At 62.6% G+C, this 19,520-nt stretch carries 15 protein-coding genes; 5 read left to right on the plus strand and 10 right to left on the minus strand.

Features of this window, described 5'->3' with window-relative positions; all coding sequences use genetic code 11:
• The first annotated feature begins 10 nt into the window (after positions 1–10).
• From L9B60_RS15520 to L9B60_RS15530, 3 genes are read left to right on the plus strand one after another with little or no spacing between them, the layout of a single operon-like run.
• On the plus strand, positions 11–1,753 hold the full coding sequence (locus L9B60_RS15520; protein ID WP_249671538.1) for a type I secretion system permease/ATPase: 1,743 nt from the start codon (positions 11–13) through the stop codon (positions 1,751–1,753).
• Positions 1,750–3,045 (plus strand): HlyD family type I secretion periplasmic adaptor subunit, encoded by a 1,296-nt coding sequence (locus L9B60_RS15525; RefSeq protein ID WP_249671539.1) that lies wholly within the window; start codon positions 1,750–1,752, stop codon positions 3,043–3,045. The genes L9B60_RS15520 and L9B60_RS15525 overlap by 4 nt, the downstream gene beginning before the upstream one ends.
• The gene (locus L9B60_RS15530) at positions 3,042–4,355 is read left to right on the plus strand and encodes a TolC family outer membrane protein (RefSeq protein WP_438865985.1); all 1,314 of its coding nucleotides are present in this window, start codon (positions 3,042–3,044) and stop codon (positions 4,353–4,355) included. Before L9B60_RS15525 ends, L9B60_RS15530 begins: the two co-directional genes overlap by 4 nt.
• 66 nt (positions 4,356–4,421) lie before the next feature.
• On the opposite strand, the gene L9B60_RS15535 is transcribed toward L9B60_RS15530, so the two are convergent.
• Entirely contained in the window at positions 4,422–5,843 is a 1,422-nt protein-coding gene (locus tag L9B60_RS15535) for an MFS transporter (protein ID WP_349631950.1), read from the minus strand.
• A 32-nt stretch (positions 5,844–5,875) separates the two neighbouring features.
• Complete coding sequence (locus tag L9B60_RS15540) at positions 5,876–6,784, minus strand: LysR family transcriptional regulator (protein WP_249671541.1); 909 nt, start codon at positions 6,782–6,784, stop codon at positions 5,876–5,878.
• Positions 6,785–6,894: 110 nt separating this feature from the next.
• Here L9B60_RS15540 and L9B60_RS15545 point away from each other — a divergent pair, with 110 nt between their 5' ends.
• Positions 6,895–7,839 carry a DMT family transporter gene (locus L9B60_RS15545; protein ID WP_249671542.1) on the plus strand — a complete coding sequence of 315 codons (945 nt, stop codon included), beginning with the start codon at positions 6,895–6,897 and terminating at the stop codon, positions 7,837–7,839.
• On the opposite strand, the gene L9B60_RS15550 is transcribed toward L9B60_RS15545, so the two are convergent.
• Entirely contained in the window at positions 7,794–8,678 is an 885-nt protein-coding gene (locus L9B60_RS15550) for an EamA family transporter (RefSeq protein WP_249671543.1), read from the minus strand. The genes L9B60_RS15545 and L9B60_RS15550 overlap by 46 nt on opposite strands.
• 291 nt (positions 8,679–8,969) lie before the next feature.
• Positions 8,970–9,854 carry a LysR family transcriptional regulator gene (locus tag L9B60_RS15555; RefSeq protein WP_249671544.1) on the minus strand — a complete coding sequence of 295 codons (885 nt, stop codon included), beginning with the start codon at positions 9,852–9,854 and terminating at the stop codon, positions 8,970–8,972.
• A 149-nt stretch (positions 9,855–10,003) separates the two neighbouring features.
• On the opposite strand from L9B60_RS15555, the gene L9B60_RS15560 reads away from it, so the two are divergent.
• Positions 10,004–10,648 (plus strand): hydrolase, encoded by a 645-nt coding sequence (locus tag L9B60_RS15560; protein ID WP_249671545.1) that lies wholly within the window; start codon positions 10,004–10,006, stop codon positions 10,646–10,648.
• A gap of 816 nt (positions 10,649–11,464) precedes the next feature.
• Here L9B60_RS15560 and L9B60_RS15565 read toward each other — a convergent pair.
• From L9B60_RS15565 to L9B60_RS15590, 6 genes are all read right to left on the minus strand, one after another.
• On the minus strand, positions 11,465–12,397 hold the full coding sequence (locus L9B60_RS15565; RefSeq protein ID WP_249671546.1) for an alpha/beta hydrolase: 933 nt from the start codon (positions 12,395–12,397) through the stop codon (positions 11,465–11,467).
• Complete coding sequence (locus tag L9B60_RS15570) at positions 12,397–14,637, minus strand: TonB-dependent siderophore receptor (protein ID WP_249671547.1); 2,241 nt, start codon at positions 14,635–14,637, stop codon at positions 12,397–12,399. The genes L9B60_RS15565 and L9B60_RS15570 overlap by 1 nt, the downstream gene beginning before the upstream one ends.
• A gap of 99 nt (positions 14,638–14,736) precedes the next feature.
• Positions 14,737–16,080, minus strand: coding sequence for a HAMP domain-containing sensor histidine kinase (locus L9B60_RS15575; protein ID WP_249671548.1), 1,344 nt, complete (start codon positions 16,078–16,080; stop codon positions 14,737–14,739).
• Complete coding sequence (locus L9B60_RS15580) at positions 16,080–16,790, minus strand: response regulator transcription factor (protein WP_249671549.1); 711 nt, start codon at positions 16,788–16,790, stop codon at positions 16,080–16,082. The genes L9B60_RS15575 and L9B60_RS15580 overlap by 1 nt, the downstream gene beginning before the upstream one ends.
• 69 nt (positions 16,791–16,859) lie before the next feature.
• Positions 16,860–17,945 (minus strand): tRNA (uridine(54)-C5)-methyltransferase TrmA, encoded by a 1,086-nt coding sequence (gene trmA / locus L9B60_RS15585; RefSeq protein WP_249671550.1) that lies wholly within the window; start codon positions 17,943–17,945, stop codon positions 16,860–16,862.
• Positions 17,942–19,237, minus strand: coding sequence for an NCS2 family permease (locus L9B60_RS15590; protein ID WP_249671551.1), 1,296 nt, complete (start codon positions 19,235–19,237; stop codon positions 17,942–17,944). The genes trmA and L9B60_RS15590 overlap by 4 nt, the downstream gene beginning before the upstream one ends.
• Between the last annotated feature and the right edge of the window lie 283 nt (positions 19,238–19,520).

Raw genomic sequence — 19,520 nt, forward strand, 5'->3', positions numbered from 1 at the left:
GATGTAAGCCATGACACGGCCACAGGTACGTGCTGGTAACGAGTTGCTGGCGGTGATGAAAGCCAGCAAGGGAGCGCTGTTTAACGTCGCGGTGTTTTCGGCGGTGATCAATGTGTTGATGCTGGCCCCGGCGTTGTACATGTTGCAGGTGTACGACCGGGTGTTGGCCTCTGGTAACCCGACCACCCTGTTGATGCTGACGCTGATGATCCTGGGGCTGTTTGCCCTGATGGGGGCGCTGGAATGGGCGAGGGGGCTGTTGGTGATTCGCCTGGGTTCGCAATGGGACGTCGCGTTGAACCCGCGGGTATACGACGCCGCGTTCGAATCGCAATTGAGGCGCGGGCAGGGCTCGGCTGGGCAGGCGCTGGACGACCTTACCAGCCTGCGTCAATTTGCGACGGGCAACGCGCTGTTTGCGTTGTTCGATGCACCGTGGTTCCCGATTTACCTGTGGGTGATCTACCTCTTTCACCCCGCCCTGGGGGCCTTTGCCTTGGGCGGTGCGTTGCTGCTGCTGGGCCTGGCCTGGCTTAACCAGCGCCTTACCCATCAGCCGCTCGCCGACGCCGGTATTCTGGCCGGGCAGGCCAGCCGCCTGGCCAGCGCGCAATTGAACAATGCCGAAACCATCGAGGCCATGGGCATGCTGGCTGCCTTGCGCGGCCGCTGGCGGCAACGACACCATGGTTTTCTAGCCCGGCAGAACCTGGCCAGTGAGCGCGCGGCGCTGCTCGGCGCGGGGGCCAAGTGTGTGCGCCTTGCCCTGCAGTCGCTGGTACTTGGCCTGGGGGCGATGCTGACGATTGATGGGCAGATCAGCGCCGGGATGATGATCGCTGGGTCCATCCTGATGGGGCGGGTGCTGAGCCCTATCGACCAAGTGATTGGAGTATGGAAGCAGTGGACTTCGGCCTGCCAGGCGTTCGGGCGGCTGGATGAACTGCTGCAGGCGCACCCACCTCGGTCGGTGCGCATGGCTCTGCCGCCGCCTACCGGGCAGCTCTCGGTGGAGCAAGTATGCGCCGTTGCGCCGGGTACTCGCCGGCGCACCTTGCATGATCTGAGTTTCTATCTGGCGGCGGGTACGGTGCTGGGGGTGATGGGCCCTTCGGGAGGTGGCAAGTCGACCCTGGCCCGGTTGCTGGTAGGGGCGTGGGCTCCGTTGACCGGCCAGGTACGCTTGGATGCGGCATCGCTGGCGCACTGGGACCGTGAACAGTTAGGCCCGCATGTCGGTTACCTGCCCCAAGATGTGCAGTTGTTCGCCGGCACAATTGCCGAAAACATTGCCCGCTTTGGCCCGGTGGACAGCGACGCGGTGCTGGCGGCCGCGCAACTGGCTGACGTGCATGGGCTGATTCTGCAATGGCCGCAAGGCTACGAAACCTTGCTGGGCGAGGGCGGGGCCGGGCTCTCCGGCGGGCAAAAGCAACGCATCGCCTTGGCCCGTGCGCTGTATCGGCTGCCGGCGCTGATCGTGCTGGATGAACCCAATGCCAACCTCGACGCCGCAGGCGAGCACGCGTTGTTGCGGGCAGTGGAGCGGCTTAAACAACTGCACCGCACGTTGATATTGATCAGCCACAAGCCGGGCATTCTGGGCGTCACCGAGCAACTGTTGGTGCTGCGCAAGGGGCATCTGCAGATGATCGGCCCTACCGCCAAAGTGCTCGCCGCCCTGGCCGAAAAGCCTGCTGCCGTGCTACCGGCGCTGAGCTACCGGCTTGGCCAAACAGGGTGGCCGGCATGAGCGGCATTGCCCTGCACGTGGATGAGCGTCGATATGCCAGGTGCGGCTGGGCGCTGGTGCTCGTCGGCTTTCTCGGCTTTTTGGCCTGGGCGGCCCTGGCACCGCTGGCCCAGGGTGTCGCGGTGCCCGGCACGGTGGTGGTCACAGGCCAGCGCAAGGTGGTGCAGCACGCGGCTGGCGGCATCATCGAGCGCATTCATGTACACAATGGCCAAGCAGTAGAGGCCGGCCAGGTACTGCTGAGCCTCAAGCAGGTACCAGTGCAATCCCAGGTGCATTCACTGCATGCGCAATGGCTGAGCGCGCTGGCCGACGAGTCGCGGCTGGAGGCCGAGCTCGCTCGCCAGGCACAGATTGCGTTCGCCGCAGCCCTGCACAGTGCCGGCGCCCAAGCCGAGCCCGGCATGGCGTTGCAACGACAGTTGTTCAGCCATCGTGCCCAGGCGTTGCGCCTGGAACAGCAAGGCCTTGATCAAAACATCAGCGGCACGCGCTCGCAGCTGCAAGGTGTGCTGCGGGCCCTCGCCAGCAATCAGCAACAGCGTCGGGTGTCGGGCGAGCAACTGCTCAACCTTCGTCGGCTGGCGTCAGAGGGCTATATCACTCGCGGCCGCTTGCTCGACAACGAGCGGTCACAGGCGCAGTTGGTGGCCTTGATCAACGAGCAAGAGGGCCGGGTTGGCCAGTTGCACGGGCAGATCGAAAGCTTGCGCCTGCAGCGTCGGCAGTTGACCGAGGACTTTTACAAAGAAGTGGGTCGCCAACTGGCGCAGGTCCGCGTGAACAGGGCAGACCTGGAAAATCGCTTGGTGGCCGCGCAGTTCGAATTGGCTAACGCCTCGATCCGCGCGCCGGTGGCAGGGGTGGTCAGCGGTTTGCAGGTGGTCACTGAAGGTGGGGTGATCCAGGCAGGCCACACCTTGTTGGACATCGTGCCGCAGGGCGTGCAGTTGCAGGTCGAGGCGCGCCTACCCGTGGCATTGGTGGACAAGGTCCAGGTCGGGGCGCCTGTCGAGTTGCTGTTCGTGGCCTTCAACCAGAGCACCACGCCACGGGTGGCGGGGCGGGTGAGCCTGCTGTCGGCTGACCGCCAGCAGGACGCCGCCGGTGGCGAGCCCTATTACAGCGTGCAGATCGACGTCAGCGAGGCGGGCGCTGCGCAGTTGGTGGGCTTGACGTTGCGGCCCGGCATGCCGGTGCAAGCGTTTGTGCGCACCGGTGAGCGCACGCTGCTCAGTTACTTGACCAAGCCGTTGCGTGATCGCGCCCACGTGGCCCTGGCAGAGGAATGAGCATGACCCGTTCGATACTTATCGTGCTGTGCATGCTGTATGCGACGAATACCCAGGCTTTGGGCCTCAAGCAGGCCTATGAGCTGGCCCTGGCCAATGACCCGACGTTGCAGGCCGAGCAACAGCAACATGCCGCTGCCCAAGAGCACCGTAACGTGGGGCGTGCGGGGTTATTGCCGAGCCTGTCGTGGCAGTACAGCACCTCACGCAGCCAGTCCGAGGTGTGGCAAGGGGCGATTCGCACTGAGCGTGATTACCGCAGTTATGCCGCGACCTTGAGCCTTTCACAACCGTTGCTCGACTTCGAAGCCATGGCCCGCTACCGCCAGGGCCAAGCCCAGACGGCCATGGCCGATGAGCGCTGGCGGGGGCAAAGTGCGCAGTTGCTGGTGCGGGTATTGCGCAGTTACAGCCAGGCCCTGCTGGCCGGTGAGCGGCTGGAATTGGGCGCTGCGCGCCAGCGTGCGCTGGTCGAGCGCTTGCGTTTGAACCAGCGTTTGCTGGCCGGTGGCGAAGGCACCCGTACCGACGTCCTGGAGACACAGGCGCGGCTTAGCCTGGCCGATGCCGAACTGATCGAGGCCCTGGATCTGCAAGCCGTGGCGCTTGATGAGCTGCAAGGTATGCTTGGCATCAACCCCGAAGTGCTCAGGCCGCTGGCCGAACATCTGCCCATCACGCCCCTGCTACCTGCTCAATTTGAGCATTGGCGCGGGCAGGCTCAGGCCAACAATTGGGAACTGGCCAGCAAGCGCCACGGCCTGGACGTTGCGGCACACGAAGTTCGGCGCCAGCGCGCCGGCCACCTGCCCAAAGTGAACCTGTTTGCCAACAACCGGCAAACCCGCTCGGACTCCGAAAGTACCTACGAACAGCGCTACGACACTAACAGTATCGGGGTTCAGGTCAGCGTGCCGTTGTTTGCCGGCGGGGCCGTCATGGCTTCTACCCGCCAGGCGAGCCGCCAGCTGTCCCAGGCGCAATACGAGCTGGATGCCCTGACCGCCAGCACCTTCAACGAGTTACGCCGGCATTTCAATGCCCGTGTCAGCGGGGCGGCCAGGGTGCGCGCCTACCGCCTGGCCGTCGAGTCGGCCCGCGCGCGGGTGCACGCTACCCGGCAAAGCGTGAAGGGCGGCGAGCGCATCAACCTGGACGTGCTGGACGCCGAGCAACAGCTTTACACCAGCCAGCGCGAACTGGCCGAAGCCAGGCACGCCTGGCTGTTGGCGGATGTGCAGCTCAGGTACCTGGCGGGTGGGTTAGGGGAGGATGATGTGGTGCGGCTGGATGGGTATTTTCGCCATTGATCCAACCAGGGCTACCGCGCCCACCCGTAGGCGCGGGATTTATCCGCGAAGGGCACGCCGCATCGGTCAGGTACGTTGCGTGTGCCCGGAAACCTGTGCCCCGGCGTCTGCTGGCAAACGCCACAAATCGGCCATCGACAACAACGTCAGCACGCCAATCACCCCGAACGCCATGTGGTAGCTGGCCAGGCTATTGCCGTCCACGCCCAGCGCCGATTCGCTCAGGCGCAGGATGATCACCGCCAAGGCCACGCCCAAACCGAAGGCCAGTTGCTGGGCCATGCTGAACAGGGTGTTGGCCGACGACATCAGCGGCTTGGGCATGTCGGCGAAGGCCATGCTGCTGTAGGCGGTAAACCCCATGGAGCGGGCCATGCCGGAGATCAGCAGCACCGGCACGATCAACGCCAGCGGCGTGCCCGGGCTCATGAAGGCGCAAGCGAAAGTGGTAACGGTCAGCACCAGGCCGCTGCCGATCAGTGTCTGGCGAAAGCCGTAGCGGCGAAGTACCCACGTGGTCATTGGCTTCATGCCGATATTGCCGGCGAACAGCGTCAACACCAACAGGCCCGAGGTGAAGGCGTCATAGCCAAAGCCCAGCTGGAACATCAACGGCAGCAAGAATGGGTGGGCGCTGACCATGGCGCGGAACAGCGAGCCGCCGTTGAAGGTCACCGAGTAGGTTTTCACCTTCAGCGCATCGAGCCTCAGCAGTGGTGCCGCATGCTGGCGGGCATGCTTGACCATCGCCACCATCAACACGGCGCTGACGGCCAGCAACACGTAGGCATGCCAGTCCTTGGGCGCTTGGCCCAGGCGGTCCAGGCCGTACAGCAGGCCTACGCAGGTCAGGGCACACAGCGCGAAGCCCAGCAGGTCGAAAGGCTTGGACTCGGCGTCGCTGACGTTCTTGGGGATCAAGCGCCAGGCACATGCCAGCGCTATCAAGCCCAGCGGCACGTTGAGCAAGAAAATCCAGTGCCACGAGGCATAGGTCGTGATGAAACCGCCCACGGGCGGCCCAAGTACCGGGGCCACCAGCCCCGGCCAGGTGATGTACGCGATGGCTCGCAGCAGGTCGCTCTTCTCGGTATTGCGCAGTACCGCCAGCCTGCCGACCGGCACCATCATTGCCCCGCCGACGCCCTGCAGCACCCGCGCGGCGGTGAATTGCAGCAGCGACTGGGAACCTGCACACAGTACCGATGCCAAGGTGAACAGCGCCAACGCCGCCATGAACACCCGTCGATGGCCGAAACGGTCCGCCACCCAGCCACTGGCCGGGATGAAAATCGCCAAGGTCAGCACGTAGGCGGTGATGCCGATGTTCAGGTCCACGGCACTGGCGTTGAACGAGCGGGCCATGTCCGGCAGCGCCGTGACGATCACCGTGGCGTCGAGGTTTTCCATGAAGAAGGCGCCGGCTACCAGCAACGCCATCAGGCGCGAGCGGGAGGCGGATAACGGGGCGGCGGTCGGGCTGTTCAAACGGTGGCTCCTTGCAAGGCGTTAAGGCTGGATCAGCCTCGTTCAAATAACCGGGCAGTGCTGCTGCGCAGCCAACGGTTGGCGCTTTCTTCATGAAACCGTGCGTGCCAGTGTTGCTTGAGCACGAACGCGGGCAATTTCACCGGGCATTCCAGGGCCTTGGTAGCACCGGTCAGGGCCAGGATGTCGCCGATCTGGCGGGGCACGGTGGCGATCAGGTCCGAGGTGGCGATCAGCGTATTGAGGCCCATGAAGCTCTCCACGCGCAATACGACGTTACGCTTGATGTCTTGCTGGGCCAGCAAGCCGGAAATTTCCGAGGTCACCGAGCCGGTCTGGGCAATGGCGATGTGCGCCTCGCGCTCGAAGTCTTCGCGCGACAGGCTGTTACCGATGCGTGGGTGCTGGGCGCTGACCAGGCAGATAAAGTCCTGGCTGAACAGTGCTTGCTGGTAGACCCCGCTGCCGAGTTCCGGGCTATAGCCGATGGCCAGGTCCACCTCGGCCATCTCCAGGTGCTGGGCGGTGTCCTTGCCCAAGGCAACCACATTGAGACTGGCCAAGGGCGCCTGCTGGCGCAAATGGCCGAGGATGCGCGGCAGCACCGAGATATGGCTGGCGTCGTTCATGGCCAGGCGAAAGGTGCGCCGGCACGTGGCCGGGTCAAATAGAGCGCCCTTGTCGTCCAGGCTGCGCAAGCTTTCCAAGCTCTGGCGCACGATGCTGATCAGCGCGTCAGCCTTGGCCGTGGGCAGCATGCCGGCACCGGTGCGCACGAACAGCGTGTCGTCGAAGCGCCGGCGCAATTCCTTCAACCAGATGCTCACGGTTGGTTGCGCCAGGCCCAGGCGTTCGGCGGCGCGGGTAATGCTTTGGGTGCGGTAGATCTCATCGAACAGGATCAACTGTTTTGAATCGATCGGGTAGAGAGGCTCAGGCATGTTGTTATTGTCTGGGGCAATACTGAGGATTTAGATCATTGCATAGACGATAGCCCGGCACAAACGTAACGTGTGGGGCTATAACAACGCGAACAACCCGAGAAACACACATGATCAAGCCAACGGCGGACCGGGCACCCCTGGGGATATTTCAGGTGGTGGTGGCGGTCATGCTGTTTTCCGGCCATGACCTGTGCTCCAAGTACTTGGCCGGGCTGTACCCGGTGATCATGGTGGTGTGGGCCCGCTACACGGTGCACACCTTGGCGATGTTCACGTTGTTCGCCCCCAAATATCGACTTTCACTGGTGCGCACTCGTCGCCCAGGGCTGCAGGTTGTGCGTGCCATCTGCCTGTTGGGCAGCAGCCTGTTTTTTACCTCAAGCCTGGTGTTCATCCCGTTGGCCGAAGCCACGGCGATCAACTTCATGGCCCCGCTGTTCGTGACCGCGCTGTCGGCACCCCTGCTCAAGGAGCGGGTGACACCCGGCCAGTGGCTGGCAGTGTGCACCAGCTTTCTGGGCATTGTGTTCATCGTTCGCCCGGGCGGCGCGATGTTCAACCCGGCGACCCTGTTGGTGGTGATGGCCGCGCTGTGCTTCAGTGGCTATCAATTGCTGACCCGAGTGTTGCGGGCCACTGACAGCCCCAACACCAGCAACTTCCTTACTGGCCTGGTCAACACGGTGTGCCTGAGCGCGATGCTGCCCTTGGTGTGGCAAGACCTGCACCTGGAGCACGCGCTGATCGCCCTGTGCATGGGCTGCTGCGGCATGCTCGGCCACCTGTTGCTGACCCACGCCTTTCAGCACGCTCCGCCGGCGGTGCTGGCGCCGTTCAGCTATTTGCAGATCGTGTTTGCCGGAGCCATAGGTTATTTGGTCTTTGGCGATACCCCCGATGTCTTCGCCTATGCAGGCATTGGCCTGATTTGCGGCAGCGGGTTGATGGTGGTTTTCCTACAGCGCCCCGGCCGCAGTGTTCTGCCTGCCTCGCCGGGGGGTGGCTCTCAAGTGTTGATGACCCCAGGCGTTGGCCGCAACCACCTGCCATAAAGCCCGACAGCAAGCCCCAATAGAATCAGCGTGGCCGCTACTACCTTGTCTGGCGTAATGGCTTCGTTAAAGATCAGTATCGACCCGAGCATGCCAAATACAGGCACGAGTAAGGTCAAAGGGGCCACGGTGGATACCGAGTATTGGTTGAGTAAAGTATTCCAAACCCAATAGGCGAATAGTGTGTTGGGGTACACTTGAAACAGTATGGAGGTGATCGCGGCATTGTCCAATTGCGTGGCCAATGATGTGAAACCTTGCGTGCCGTTGAGTAACAGTTCCAAGGCAAACAGTGGCAGTGGCGCAAACAGGCTGGCCCACACCAGGAAATTGAACACCTCGCGGGTGTCGGCTTTCTTGATGATGATATTGGCCGCCCCCAAGGCGAATGCGCCAACGACCACCAGTATCAAGCCATCGAACGTGACTGAACCATCATCGATCAACAATACGCTAGCCAGGCCCAAGGCCGCGATAAGCATCCCGTACAGTTGGACGCGGTTGAAGCTCTCGCGGCAAAACCAGACACCCATGGCAATACTGAAAAATGCGCTTGTCTGTAATACCAGTGAGGCTATCCCCGCCGACAGCCCGCTGCTGATGCCCAGATTGACCAGCCCCCATACGCCTACGCCGAATAGCAGCCCGTAGCTTGCGACGTGACGCCAGAGCGTTCGGGGAAGGCCTACCAGAAATATTGCCGGTAGCGCGCAGAGCAGGAAGCGAATGCCGGCCAGTATCAGCGGGTTGATCGATTCAAGGCCAACTTTTGTGATTGAAAAATTTAAACCCCAGATAATCATGATTAACAAGGCGAGTAATAGATGAGTCATTTTCATTGTTCGCAGGCCTCTGGGTAAGAAGGATGTTTGCAATGTTTTGTATGAGGGTTTTTCAGTCGACCTGAAAGATTTTGTATTGTCATTTTTATTGTCCATCGTGCCGTTTAGCGCGCAGCATTGCGCGCTTCGCGGGCATGGGCCAGTAAAGGAAGGAGTGTTAATTTTTTTGAATTAAACTAAAGGGGAATTAAGTGTTTCATGAGCCATCCGTGGCAGCAGTCCAATGAGTGCGTTAGTGTTGACGCTCGGCCGCTCCATCGGCAAGTACGTATATATGACCAGCTATGTTCAAGCGCTCAATGCCTGTGCCAGGAAGTCCAGAAACGCCCGAGTTTTCTGTGGCACCCGCCGCGCCGAGGGGTACACCGCGTTGATGCTGATGGGCGGTGCCTGCCATTGGCACATTACCGGCACCAGGCGCCCGGCGGCGACAGCGTCTTCAACGATAAACAGCGGCAGCAGGGCGATGCCCATGCCGGCTTCGGCGGCCTGGGCCAATACGTCGCCGTTGTTGGCGTGTAGCGGGCCGTTGACGTGCACGCGGCGGGTTTCCTTGCCATTGCTCAGGGCCAGGCTCACGCCACTTTGCAGGTAGCCGTAGTTCAGGCATTGGTGCTGGGCCAGGTCGGTTGGCTCAAGCGGCGTGCCGGCACGCTCCAGGTAACCAGGCGAGGCAACCAGTACCCGCGGCGCAGGCGCCAGTTCACGGGCCACCATGGTCGAGTCGGTCAGGCTGGCAATTCGGATGGTCACGTCGAAGCCGCCGCGCACCGGGTCTACCTGTTGGTCGCTAAGCACCAGTTGCACTTCCACCAGCGGGTGCTGTTGGTGAAACAGCGGGATCAAGCGCCCGAGCTGGCGCAGGCCGAAGGACATCGGCGCGTTCACCCGTAGCACCCCACGGATTTCGCCCACGCCATTGCGCGCACGCTGTTCGGCTTCGTCGAGCGAGGCGATCACCTCGCGGCAGGCGTCGTAGTACTCAGCGCCCGCTTCGGTCAGGTGCAGGCTGCGCGTGGTGCGTTGCAGCAATTGCACGCCGATGGCTTCTTCCAGCGCGCCGATCTGTTTGCTCACTTTCGAGCGTGGTACGTCCAGCGCGCGGGCGGCGGCGGCGAAGCCGTTGTGGCCAACGGTGGCGACGAAGGCGCGCATGCAGTCGATACGATCCATGACTGTCCCTTTTATGGAATCAATAAGTCTCAATTATGGGTAATTGTTTCGAGGAAGGCCAGGGCCTAAATTAGCGACCAAGCCGGCAGCAAACCAGCGCCGAGCAAACTGAATTCAACCCTACGCCTCGACTGCAAAAGGAACACGCCATGTCTATCCGCGAACTGCTCAACCCAACCAACTCCGCCCTGATCCTGATCGACCACCAGCCGCAAATGGCCTTCGGCGTACAATCGATCGATCGCCAGACCCTGAAGAACAACACGGTAGGCCTGGCCAAGACCGCCAAGCTGTTCAATGTGCCGACGATCCTGACCTCGGTGGAAAGCGAAAGCTTCAGCGGCTACATCTGGCCGGAAGTGTTGGGCGTGTTCCCGGACCAGCAGCCCATCGAGCGCACCTCGATGAACTCTTGGGAAGACAAGAAACTGGTGGAAGCGGTGAAGGCGACCGGTCGCAAGAAACTGGTGATCGCCGCGCTGTGGACCGAAGTGTGCCTGAACTTCCCGACCCTGGAAGCCTTGGCCGAAGGCTTTGAGGTGTACATCGTGACCGATGCCTCCGGCGGCACCACCAAGGAGGCGCACGACATGTCGGTGCAGCGCATGATCCAGGCCGGTGCAGTGCCGGTGACCTGGCAGCAAGTACTGCTCGAATACCAGCGTGACTGGGCGCACAAAGAGACTTACGACGCGGTGATGGCGCTGGTGCGCGAACACAGCGGCGCCTACGGCATGGGCGTGGATTACGCCTACACCATGGTGCACGGCGCGCCGCAACGCAAAGTCAGCTAACCCCTGCCCCCACTGTAGGAGCGGATTTATCCGCGAAAAGAACACCGCGTAGTGTCAGGTATTACGCGGTGTTTTTTTCGCGGATGAATCCGCTCCTACAGAGGTCGTGCCGCCGAGGTGTAATGGCTACATCCCCGGCCGGTAGGAGCGGATTTATCCGCGAAGAGAGCACCGCTGAGTATCAGGTACCCAGCGGTGTTTTTTTCGCGGATGAATCCGCTCCTACAGAAGTCGTGCTGCCGAGGTGTAATGGCTACATCCCGGGCCGGTAGGAGCGGATTTATCCGCGAAGAGAGCACCGCTGAGTATCAGGTACCCAGCGGTGTTTTTTTCGCGGATGAATCCGCTCCTACAGAAGTCGTGCTGCCGAGGTGTAATGGCTACACCCCCGACCGGTAGGAGCGGATTTATCCGCGAAGAGAGCACCGCTGAGTATCAGGTACCCAGCGGTGTTTTTTTCGCGGATGAATCCGCTCCTACAGAAGTCGTGCTGCCGAGGTGTAATGGCTACACCCCCGACCGGTAGGAGCGGATTTATCCGCGAAGAGAGCACCGCTGAGTATCAGGTACTCAGCGGTGTTTTTTTCGCGGATGAATCCGCTCCTACAGAAGTCGTGCTGCCGAGGTGTAATGACTACATCCCGGGCCGGTAGGAGCGGAGTTATCCGCGAAGAGAGCACCGCTGAGTATCAGGTACCCAGCGGTGTTTTTTTCGCGGATGAATCCGCTCCTACAGAAGTCGTGCCGCCGAGGTGTAATGGCTACACCCCCGACCGGTAGGAGCGGATTTATCCGCGAAGAGAGCACCGCTGAGTATCAGGTACCCAGCGGTGTTTTTTTTGCGGATGAATCCGTTCCTACAGGGTGGGGGGCATGATCTTCCAGCCATTGCAGGGTGTAGCGCAGCGAGGTGTCGAGCATCGGACCGTGGCCAAGCCCGGGGAAGGTTTTGTACTCGGTGTGCAAACCCTTGACCGGTTGCAGGGTGCTGAGCAGAGTCCGTGCAGCACTGTCCGCCGGCTGACCGGAAGGCGCCGCGCGGGGTGACCCCGGCTCATTATCGCCGCGCATCAGTAGCAACTGCGCGCGCTGTTTGCCCAGGCGCTGGGCAAAACCTGGCGCCTCGGCTTGCAGGGGCGCGGGGCCCCACCACAACGACGGACTGGCGCTGGCGTAGGTCTGGAATTCCCCCGGCCGAGTCAGCAACGCATGCAGCACCAGCAAGCCGCCATAGGAATGCCCCCACAGCGCCTGGCGCTGGCTGTCCAGCGGCATGCCGCTGGCGACCAAGGGCTTTATGCGTTGCTCGAGCAGGTCCAGGAACGCATCGGCGCCACCGCTGGGCTGGCCAGTCAGCGGATCTTTTTGCTCGGCACCCGCCACCTGCGGGGTGTAGTCGAAGGTGCGCGCCGTACGCTCTATACGCAGCGGCGTGTCATAACCCACCGCTACAAGCACGGGTGCACTGCCACGGCTCAACTGCTGCAGCAGGTTAGCGTCCAGCGCGCCCAAGGCGGCGTTGCCGTCCAGCAGGTACACCACCGGGTAACCGGCTGCGGGCGCCTGGCGTTGCGGCCGGGCGATCCACAGCCGGTAGTGGCGCTGGCCGTCCGCCGAGCCCAGCGTTTGCGTGCTGAACTGATAGGCCAGGTTTGGCGATTGCAGGATGTGCGTGTCCATGGGCTGCTCGGGCCGTGGTTGCGACATGGCCAGCGGGGCTGCCAATGCCAGCAGGAGCAGGGCGCGCATCAGAACGACGCCGTCAGGCTGGTGTATAGCGTGCGGCCCGACTGGTTGTAAGTGGCGGCGCCGGCGCCTTCGATGTTGGTCACCCCTTGGGCATTGCCTTCGCGCCACAGGCGCTTGTCGAACAGGTTGTCGATGCCGGTAGTCAGGCTCAGGTTCTTGGTGATGGCGTAGGTGCCGCTCAGGCCCGCGATGGCGTAGGGCGACAGTTCCTGGTTGGCGGTGCCGGTGACGCGGTTGCCGTGGTAGTCATACTTCTTGGGCTTCTGCTTGCCGTAGTAGGCAACGCTCAGTTGCAGCGACAGGTCTTCGCTGGCCTGCCAGTCCAGCATCGAGTTCAAGGTGTATTTAGGCGTGACAGACAACACGTCGCCGGTTTCCTTGTTCTTCGATTGCAGCATGTAGGTGAAGTTGTTGCTCCATTTCACGTGCTCGGACAACGGCAGGCTCAGGTTGCCTTCCAGCCCTTCGACCAGCGCCTTGGGGATGTTTTCCCACTGGTAGATGCTGGCATTGGCGGTGCTGCCGGTGCCGCCTGTCGCGGTGCCGACCGGGGTCAGGCCCGACTCGATCTTGTTTTTGTAGTCGTTGCGAAAGTAGGTCAGGCCGGCAACCAGGTCGTCGTGCTTGTACTCGATGCCCAGTTCCTTGTTGATGCTGTTTTCAGCTTTCAAGTCGGCGTTGCCTTGCAGGTAGCAGGCGGTGGTCTGGCCGTAGCAACCCTGGCCGTTGCTGTACAGCAGGTAGTTGGGGTTCAGTTGGTAAAGGTTGGGTGCCTTGTAGGCCTTGGCGATGCCGGCCTTGAGCGTCAGGGTGTCGGTCAGAACCTGGGACAGGTTCAGCGACGGGCTCCAGTTGTCGCCGACGATGTCATGGTGGTCGAAGCGCAGGCCGGGAGTCACGCGGGTGCCAGGCAGCAATTCAATGTTGTCCTCGACGAACAACGAGGCGATGCGCGCCGACGACTCGGTGCTGCGGTGGGTGCTGGTGATGCCCGATACCGTGCCGCCCGCCGTGGTGGTCTGGGTGTTGGAACTGGGGTCGTCGAGCTTGGACTCGACCCATTCGGTGCCCAGGGTCATGACCTGGTCCACGCCCCAGTGCAGCGGCAGGTTGACCTCGCCGTGGGCGGTCAGGTCTTGCAGGGTAGTGGTGTAGAAGTCACTGTTGGAAAAGATCCCCTCGGTACCGCCCGCCAGGCCCTCGTTGATACGGTTGTTGCGGGTTTTTTCATACTGCACGTAGGCCAACGAGCTGCCGAAGTCCCAATCGCCACGGTGGGTGATGGAGTAGGTATTGCGGTATAGGCGATTAGTCTCGGTACCGAGCAGGGCTTTCACCGTGCTATTGGAGTTGGTGTTCTGGGTGTCGCCGGTATAGATGTTGCCCTGGCGGCTGTAATCGGCCTCCAAATCCAGGGTTTGCTCGGGGGACAGCCTCCAGCTCAGCAAGCCATTGAAGTCTTTGTTGCGCACGCCTTCGCGGCCCGCTGGCAAGGTACCGACCTGGTTGCCGGTGCGCACCGACTCGTGGCCGCTGTTGATGTCGGCGTCGTCCGAGTCGGTCTTGGCCACGTTGCCGTACACCCGGTAGCTGAGGTTGTCGGTCAGCGGGCCGTTCAGGCCGAAGTTCATGCGTTTGGTGGTGCCCTCTTCGCTGTGTTGGGCGAAGGAGTCGTACACAGTGACCGAGCCGTGGGTCTGCGTGCTGGCTTTTTTGGTGATGATGTTCACCACGCCGCCCGCCGCGCCGTTGCCGTACCGGGCCGCAGCCGGGCCGCGGATCACTTCGATGCGTTCGACCTGGTCGGCCGGCACCCAGTTGGTGTCGCCACGGCTGTCCCGCTCGCCGCGCCAGCCGTAACGCACCGAGTTGCGGCTGCCCACCGGTTTGCCGTCCACCAGGATAAGTGTGTTTTCCGGGCCCATGCCGCGAATGTCGATCTGCCGGTTGTTGCCGCGCTGGCCACTGCTGGAGTTGCCGGTCAGGTTGACGCCCGGCATGGTGCGGATGATTTCCGACAGGTCGTTGGCCGGTGGGCGTTTCTTGATGTCGTCGGCAGTGATGATCGAAACCCCCGGCGCCTGCTTGATCTCTTCTTCAGCCGTACCGAGCACGGTCTGGGACTCCAGCACGATCGGCGCTGGCGCCGTGGTTTCGGCGGCCTTTGCAGTGACGGAAAACAGGCTGCAGCTGCTTAGCAACAGGGCGAAAAAGGGCAGGGGTGGCAATCGCAGATACATCGGTGATCTCCGGGTACGTCGGGGCAGGCTGATAGCGCAAAGCCATGGAAGATCACGGATGATAATGACTAACAATTGCGAGTAAAGCGCATTAACTTTCTAAACATTTGCCCGGGGTAGTCGCAGGTTCATGCACAGGCCGATTTCGCCCCGGCTGGCCCACAGTTCGCCGCCTTGCAATTGAATCGCCCGGCGGGCAATGCTCAGGCCCAGGCCGAAACCTTTGCCCGGGGTGCCGTCCAGGCGCAGGAACGGTTCGAAAATCCGTTCCAGTTCGCTGTCGGCCACCCCGCACCCTTGGTCTTCCAGCTGCAACAGCCAGCAGTCGCCCGCAGGCCTGCCACGCAGGGTGATGAGGCCGTCGGGCGGCGAGTGGCGGATGGCGTTGCGCAGCAGGTTCTCCACCGCCTGGGCCAGGCTGTCGAGGTGCGCCTGTATCAGGCAATCGGCGCTCAGTTCGCAGCGCAGGCGCTCGGGCGGCCAGCCGGTTTCGAAGCAGGCATCCTGCACCAAGGCCTCCCATACCGAGAGCATGACCACAGGTTCGGTGGGTAACTGGGGGCGTTCGGCATCCAGCCAGGCCAGGTCCAGGGCATCGTCCACCAGCCGCTGCATGTCGTCGACTTCCCGTGCCAGGCGTTGCTGCAATTGCGCCGGTGGCAGGTTGCTCTCGCTGGCTACCCGCAGGCGGGTCAGGGGCGTACGGATTTCATGGGACAGCGTGCGCAGCAGTTGGCGTTGCTGATGCAGGCTTTGCTTGACCCGTTCGGCCATGTGGTCGAACGCCTTGGCCAGTTCGCCCAGTTCGTCGCGGCGGCGGGCGACGCGGCTGCGGGTGCCTTTTTCCAGGTCATCGGCGCGCAGTGCGTTGGCCCGTTCGCGCAACTCGTTGAGCGGCGCCACCAGGTGACGGTAAAGCAGGGCGCCCAGCATGATCGCCAGCAACGCCGGTACCACGCCATGGGTCAGCACGTGGGTCCAGGGCGTGAGCCCTGCGGGCAGCAGGCGCTCGGGCAGTTGCAGCACCACCCGGCCGTTTGCCGGGTGGCGGGGAAAGTCGATGCTGACGTACGGCAGCTCATCCTGCAGGCGCCGGCTCATGGGCCAGTCGAGCTTGCGCATGAAGGTCAAGTGGCTCGATTGCTCGGCGGTTAGCGGTTGGCTGCTCAAGCTTTCCAGGTGCGGGCCGATCACCGCCACCCAGGTGTTCTCCTTGTGCCGCGTCGCAGCCTGCCAACGGTCGACGGCAGGCGTGCCGCCCTGTTCCCAGACCTGTTCGGCCTGGGCGGCGTAGTCAGCCAGCAGCACACGGTCGGGTATATCGAGGAAATAGGTGCTGCGCTCCACCTCCAGCCCCCAGAACCAGATCAGCCAGGTCAGTAGCAGGCAGAAGCCGGCCTGTAAAAACGCCAGCTTCCACAGCAAGGAATGGCGGCGGGGCATCAGCCGGCCCGTACCAGTACGTAGCCCTGGTTGCGCACGGCCTGGATCTGCAGGTCGCGCACCTCGATAGCTGCCAGCTTGCGTCGCAGGTTGCACACGTGCACGTCCAGCCCGCGGTCCAGGCGGGTGTAGCCACGGTGCAGCACCTGCTGGTACAGAAAGGCTTTGCTCAATGCTTCGCCTGCGTGTTGCTGCAGGGTGACCAGCAGGCGGTATTCCGACGAAGTCAGCCCGGCGTTGCGCCCGGCCAAGGCAACGTCCTGCAGGTCTGCATTCAGTTGCAGTGCCTGGCTGTCGACGGGCAGTGCTGCGGGCGCCCGGCGGTCCATGGCCACCCGGCGCAGCAGCGCGTCGACCCGAGCGTTAAGCTCGGCCAGGCTGAATGGCTTGGGTAGATAGTCGTCGGCGCCTTGGGTAAAGCCGGCAATGCGGTCCTGCTCGGCGCCCAGGGCCGACATCAATATCACCGGTATGCCCTGCTCGCGGCGCAGGTGGGCGAGCACGCCCAGGCCATCGAGCCCCGGCAGCATGATGTCCAGCAGGATCAGGTCGAAGGTTTGCCGTTCGGCCAGTTGCAGGCCGGTGTCGCCCCTGTCGCAGCAGGTCACGGTAAAGCCACGCCCCACGAAATGCGTGCGCAGGTGTTCGCGAAGCTCGATGTCGTCTTCGATCAGCAGCAGTTGGATGGGGTATTGATGAGAACTGTTCACAATAGTGACAGTATCTCATTTGCTTCACAGGGCGGCAATGCCGCCTGCGAGCAGGCGGCGCCGTAGGGCTCAGCGACGAACCAGTAACACACCCGACTCCATGTGGTGGGTGTAGGGGAACTGGTCGAACAGGGCGCAACGCTCGATGCGGTGGGTGTCGTGCAGTTGGGCGATGTTGGCGGCCAGGGTTTCCGGGTTGCAGGAGATGTACAGGATATTGTCGAAACGCCGGGTCAGTTCGCAGGTGTCCGGGTCCATGCCGGCACGCGGTGGGTCGACGAACACGCTGCCAAATTCGTAGCTTTTCAGGTCAATGCCCTGCAAGCGGCGGAACGGGCGTACTTCGTTCAGCGCTTCGGTCAGCTCTTCGGCGCTCAGGCGCACCAGGGTGACGTTATCCACCTGGTTGTCGGCCAGGTTGTTCAGCGCCGCGTTCACCGAGGTCTTGCTGATTTCGGTGGCCAGTACCTTGCGCACCCGGGTGGCCAGGGGCAGGGTGAAGTTGCCGTTGCCGCAATACAGTTCCAGCAGGTCGTCCTGGCGCTCGCCCAAGGCTTCATAGGCCCAGTTGAGCATCTTCTGGTTGACCGTGCCGTTGGGCTGGGTGAAGGCGCCCTCGGGTTGCTGGTAACTGAAAGTGCGCCCGGCCACGTCGAGTTTTTCCACGGCGAAATCGCGGCCGATGACCACGCGCTTGCCCTTGGAACGGCCGATGATGCTCACGCTCAGCTCACTGGCCAACTGCTCGGCGGCGGCCTGCCAGTGCTCGTCCAGCGGGCGGTGGTAGCACAGGGTAACCATCGCATCGCCAGCCAGGGTGGTCAGGAACTCCACCTGGAACAGCTTGTTGCTCAGGGCCGCATTGCCTTGCCATGCCGATTTGAGCTTGGGCATCAATTCATTGATGCGCAGGCTTGCGATCGGGAAGTCCTCGATCAGGATCGGCACGTGCTTCTCGCCCGGGGCGAACATGGCGTAATGGCGCTGGCCGTCTTGCCGCCACAGGCGGAATTCGGCACGCAGGCGGTAATGCTCGCGCGGCGAGTCGAACACCGCAGGCTCCGGTGCGTCGAAGGGGGCCAGCAAATCGCGCAGGCGCGCGACCTTGGCGTCCAGTTGACGGCTGTAGTCAGCCGGGTCCAGAACCGTACTCATGCGTTGAACCAGCCCAACTTGATAACGAACAAAATCGACAGAATGATCAGCGCCGGGTTCAGGTCGCGCAGGCGGCCCGACAACAGCTTGATCATCGTCCAGGAAATGAAGCCGAAAGCGATACCGTTGGCGATCGAATAGGTGAACGGCATGGCCAGGGCAGTGATCACCACGGGTGCGGCTTCGGTGATGTCGTCCCAGTTGATTTCAGCCAGGCCCGACATCATCAACACGGCGACGAACAGCAACGCTGGCGCGGTGGCGAAGGCCGGCACGCTGCCGGCCAGCGGGGCGAAAAACAGCGCCAGCAGGAACAGAATGGCCACCACCACGGCGGTCAGGCCCGTGCGGCCACCGGCGCTCACGCCCGCCGCCGACTCGATGTAGCTGGTTGTGGTGGACGTGCCCAGCAGGGAACCGGCCATGGCCGCGGTGCTGTCAGCGATCAGTGCGCGGCCCATTTTTGGCATGTGGCCGTCCTTGCCCATCAGGCCTGCGCGCTTGGCGACGCCGATCAGGGTGCCGGAGTTGTCGAACAGGTCGACGAACAGGAACGCGAAGATCACGCTGACCAGGCCGATGTCCAGGGCGCCCTTGATGTCCAGTTGCAGGAAGGTCGGTGCCAGCGAAGGCGGCATCGACATCACGCCGCCGAACGGGCTGAAGCCGGCCAGGATCGAGATGATGGTCACGGCCAGGATGCCGATCAGCACCGCGCCACGCACTTTCAGCGCTTCCAGGGCAACGATCACGGCAAAGCCTACGGCCGCCAGGATCGGCGCCGGTTGCTTGAGGTCGCCTAGGCCCACCAGGGTGGCCGGGTTGCCGACCACGATGCCGGCGTTGTGCAGGGCGATCAGCGCCAGGAACAGGCCGATACCGGCGGCAATTGCCGAACGCAGCGGCAGCGGGATGCTGTTGACGATCCATTCGCGAATACGAAAGATCGACAGCAGGAAGAACAGCACCGCTGAGATGAACACCGCACCCAGCGCCACTTGCCAGGTGTGGCCCATGTGCAGCACCACGGTGTAGGTGAAGAAGGCGTTCAGGCCCATGCCCGGCGCCAGGGCGATCGGGTAGTTGGCGATCAGGCCCATGATCGTCGAGCCAATGGCCGCGGCCAGGCAGGTAGCGACGAAGACCGCGCCCTTGTCCATGCCGGTCTCGCCGAGAATGCTCGGGTTGACGAACAGGATGTAGGCCATGGCCAGGAACGTGGTGATGCCCGCAAGTATCTCGGTGCGCACGTTGGTGTTGTGTGCCTTGAGTTGAAACAGCCTTTCCAGCATGCCTGCTCCCCGTGGCGCGCCCCGGCGCCGTGAATGTATCGACCCAAATAGCAAAGCACAGACTCGCGCAGGAGCCCGGCTTTATTACAGGTCGGAAAAAAGCCGCGCATCATAACAGCATGGCTGGCCGGGGGTGAATCGCGCTTTTTCGCGGATAAATCCGCTTCTACGCAAGCTGCAACCTGTGGGAACGGATTCATCCGCGAAAGCGCCACCCCAAAACCACGCCCGTCACTCCACCTGAACGATCGCCGGCCCCCGCAAGTCGTACCGGTTAATGACG

Source organism: Pseudomonas abieticivorans, assembly GCF_023509015.1.
Classification (GTDB): domain Bacteria; phylum Pseudomonadota; class Gammaproteobacteria; order Pseudomonadales; family Pseudomonadaceae; genus Aquipseudomonas; species Aquipseudomonas abieticivorans.

Bases quoted from the DNA above. Each gene is read 5' to 3' on its own strand.
- L9B60_RS15545 (WP_249671542.1), top strand. From the start codon at position 6,895: ATGATCAAGCCAACGGCGGACCGGGCACCCCTGGGGATATTTCAGGTG.
- L9B60_RS15570 (WP_249671547.1), bottom strand. From the start codon at position 14,637: ATGTATCTGCGATTGCCACCCCTGCCCTTTTTCGCCCTGTTGCTAAGC.
- L9B60_RS15525 (WP_249671539.1), top strand. From the start codon at position 1,750: ATGAGCGGCATTGCCCTGCACGTGGATGAGCGTCGATATGCCAGGTGC.
- trmA (WP_249671550.1), bottom strand. From the start codon at position 17,945: ATGAGTACGGTTCTGGACCCGGCTGACTACAGCCGTCAACTGGACGCC.
- L9B60_RS15560 (WP_249671545.1), top strand. From the start codon at position 10,004: ATGTCTATCCGCGAACTGCTCAACCCAACCAACTCCGCCCTGATCCTG.
- L9B60_RS15565 (WP_249671546.1), bottom strand. From the start codon at position 12,397: ATGCGCGCCCTGCTCCTGCTGGCATTGGCAGCCCCGCTGGCCATGTCG.
- L9B60_RS15575 (WP_249671548.1), bottom strand. From the start codon at position 16,080: ATGCCCCGCCGCCATTCCTTGCTGTGGAAGCTGGCGTTTTTACAGGCC.
- L9B60_RS15590 (WP_249671551.1), bottom strand. From the start codon at position 19,237: ATGCTGGAAAGGCTGTTTCAACTCAAGGCACACAACACCAACGTGCGC.
- L9B60_RS15520 (WP_249671538.1), top strand. From the start codon at position 11: ATGACACGGCCACAGGTACGTGCTGGTAACGAGTTGCTGGCGGTGATG.
- L9B60_RS15550 (WP_249671543.1), bottom strand. From the start codon at position 8,678: ATGAAAATGACTCATCTATTACTCGCCTTGTTAATCATGATTATCTGG.
- L9B60_RS15540 (WP_249671541.1), bottom strand. From the start codon at position 6,784: ATGCCTGAGCCTCTCTACCCGATCGATTCAAAACAGTTGATCCTGTTC.
- L9B60_RS15530 (WP_438865985.1), top strand. From the start codon at position 3,042: ATGAGCATGACCCGTTCGATACTTATCGTGCTGTGCATGCTGTATGCG.
- L9B60_RS15555 (WP_249671544.1), bottom strand. From the start codon at position 9,854: ATGGATCGTATCGACTGCATGCGCGCCTTCGTCGCCACCGTTGGCCAC.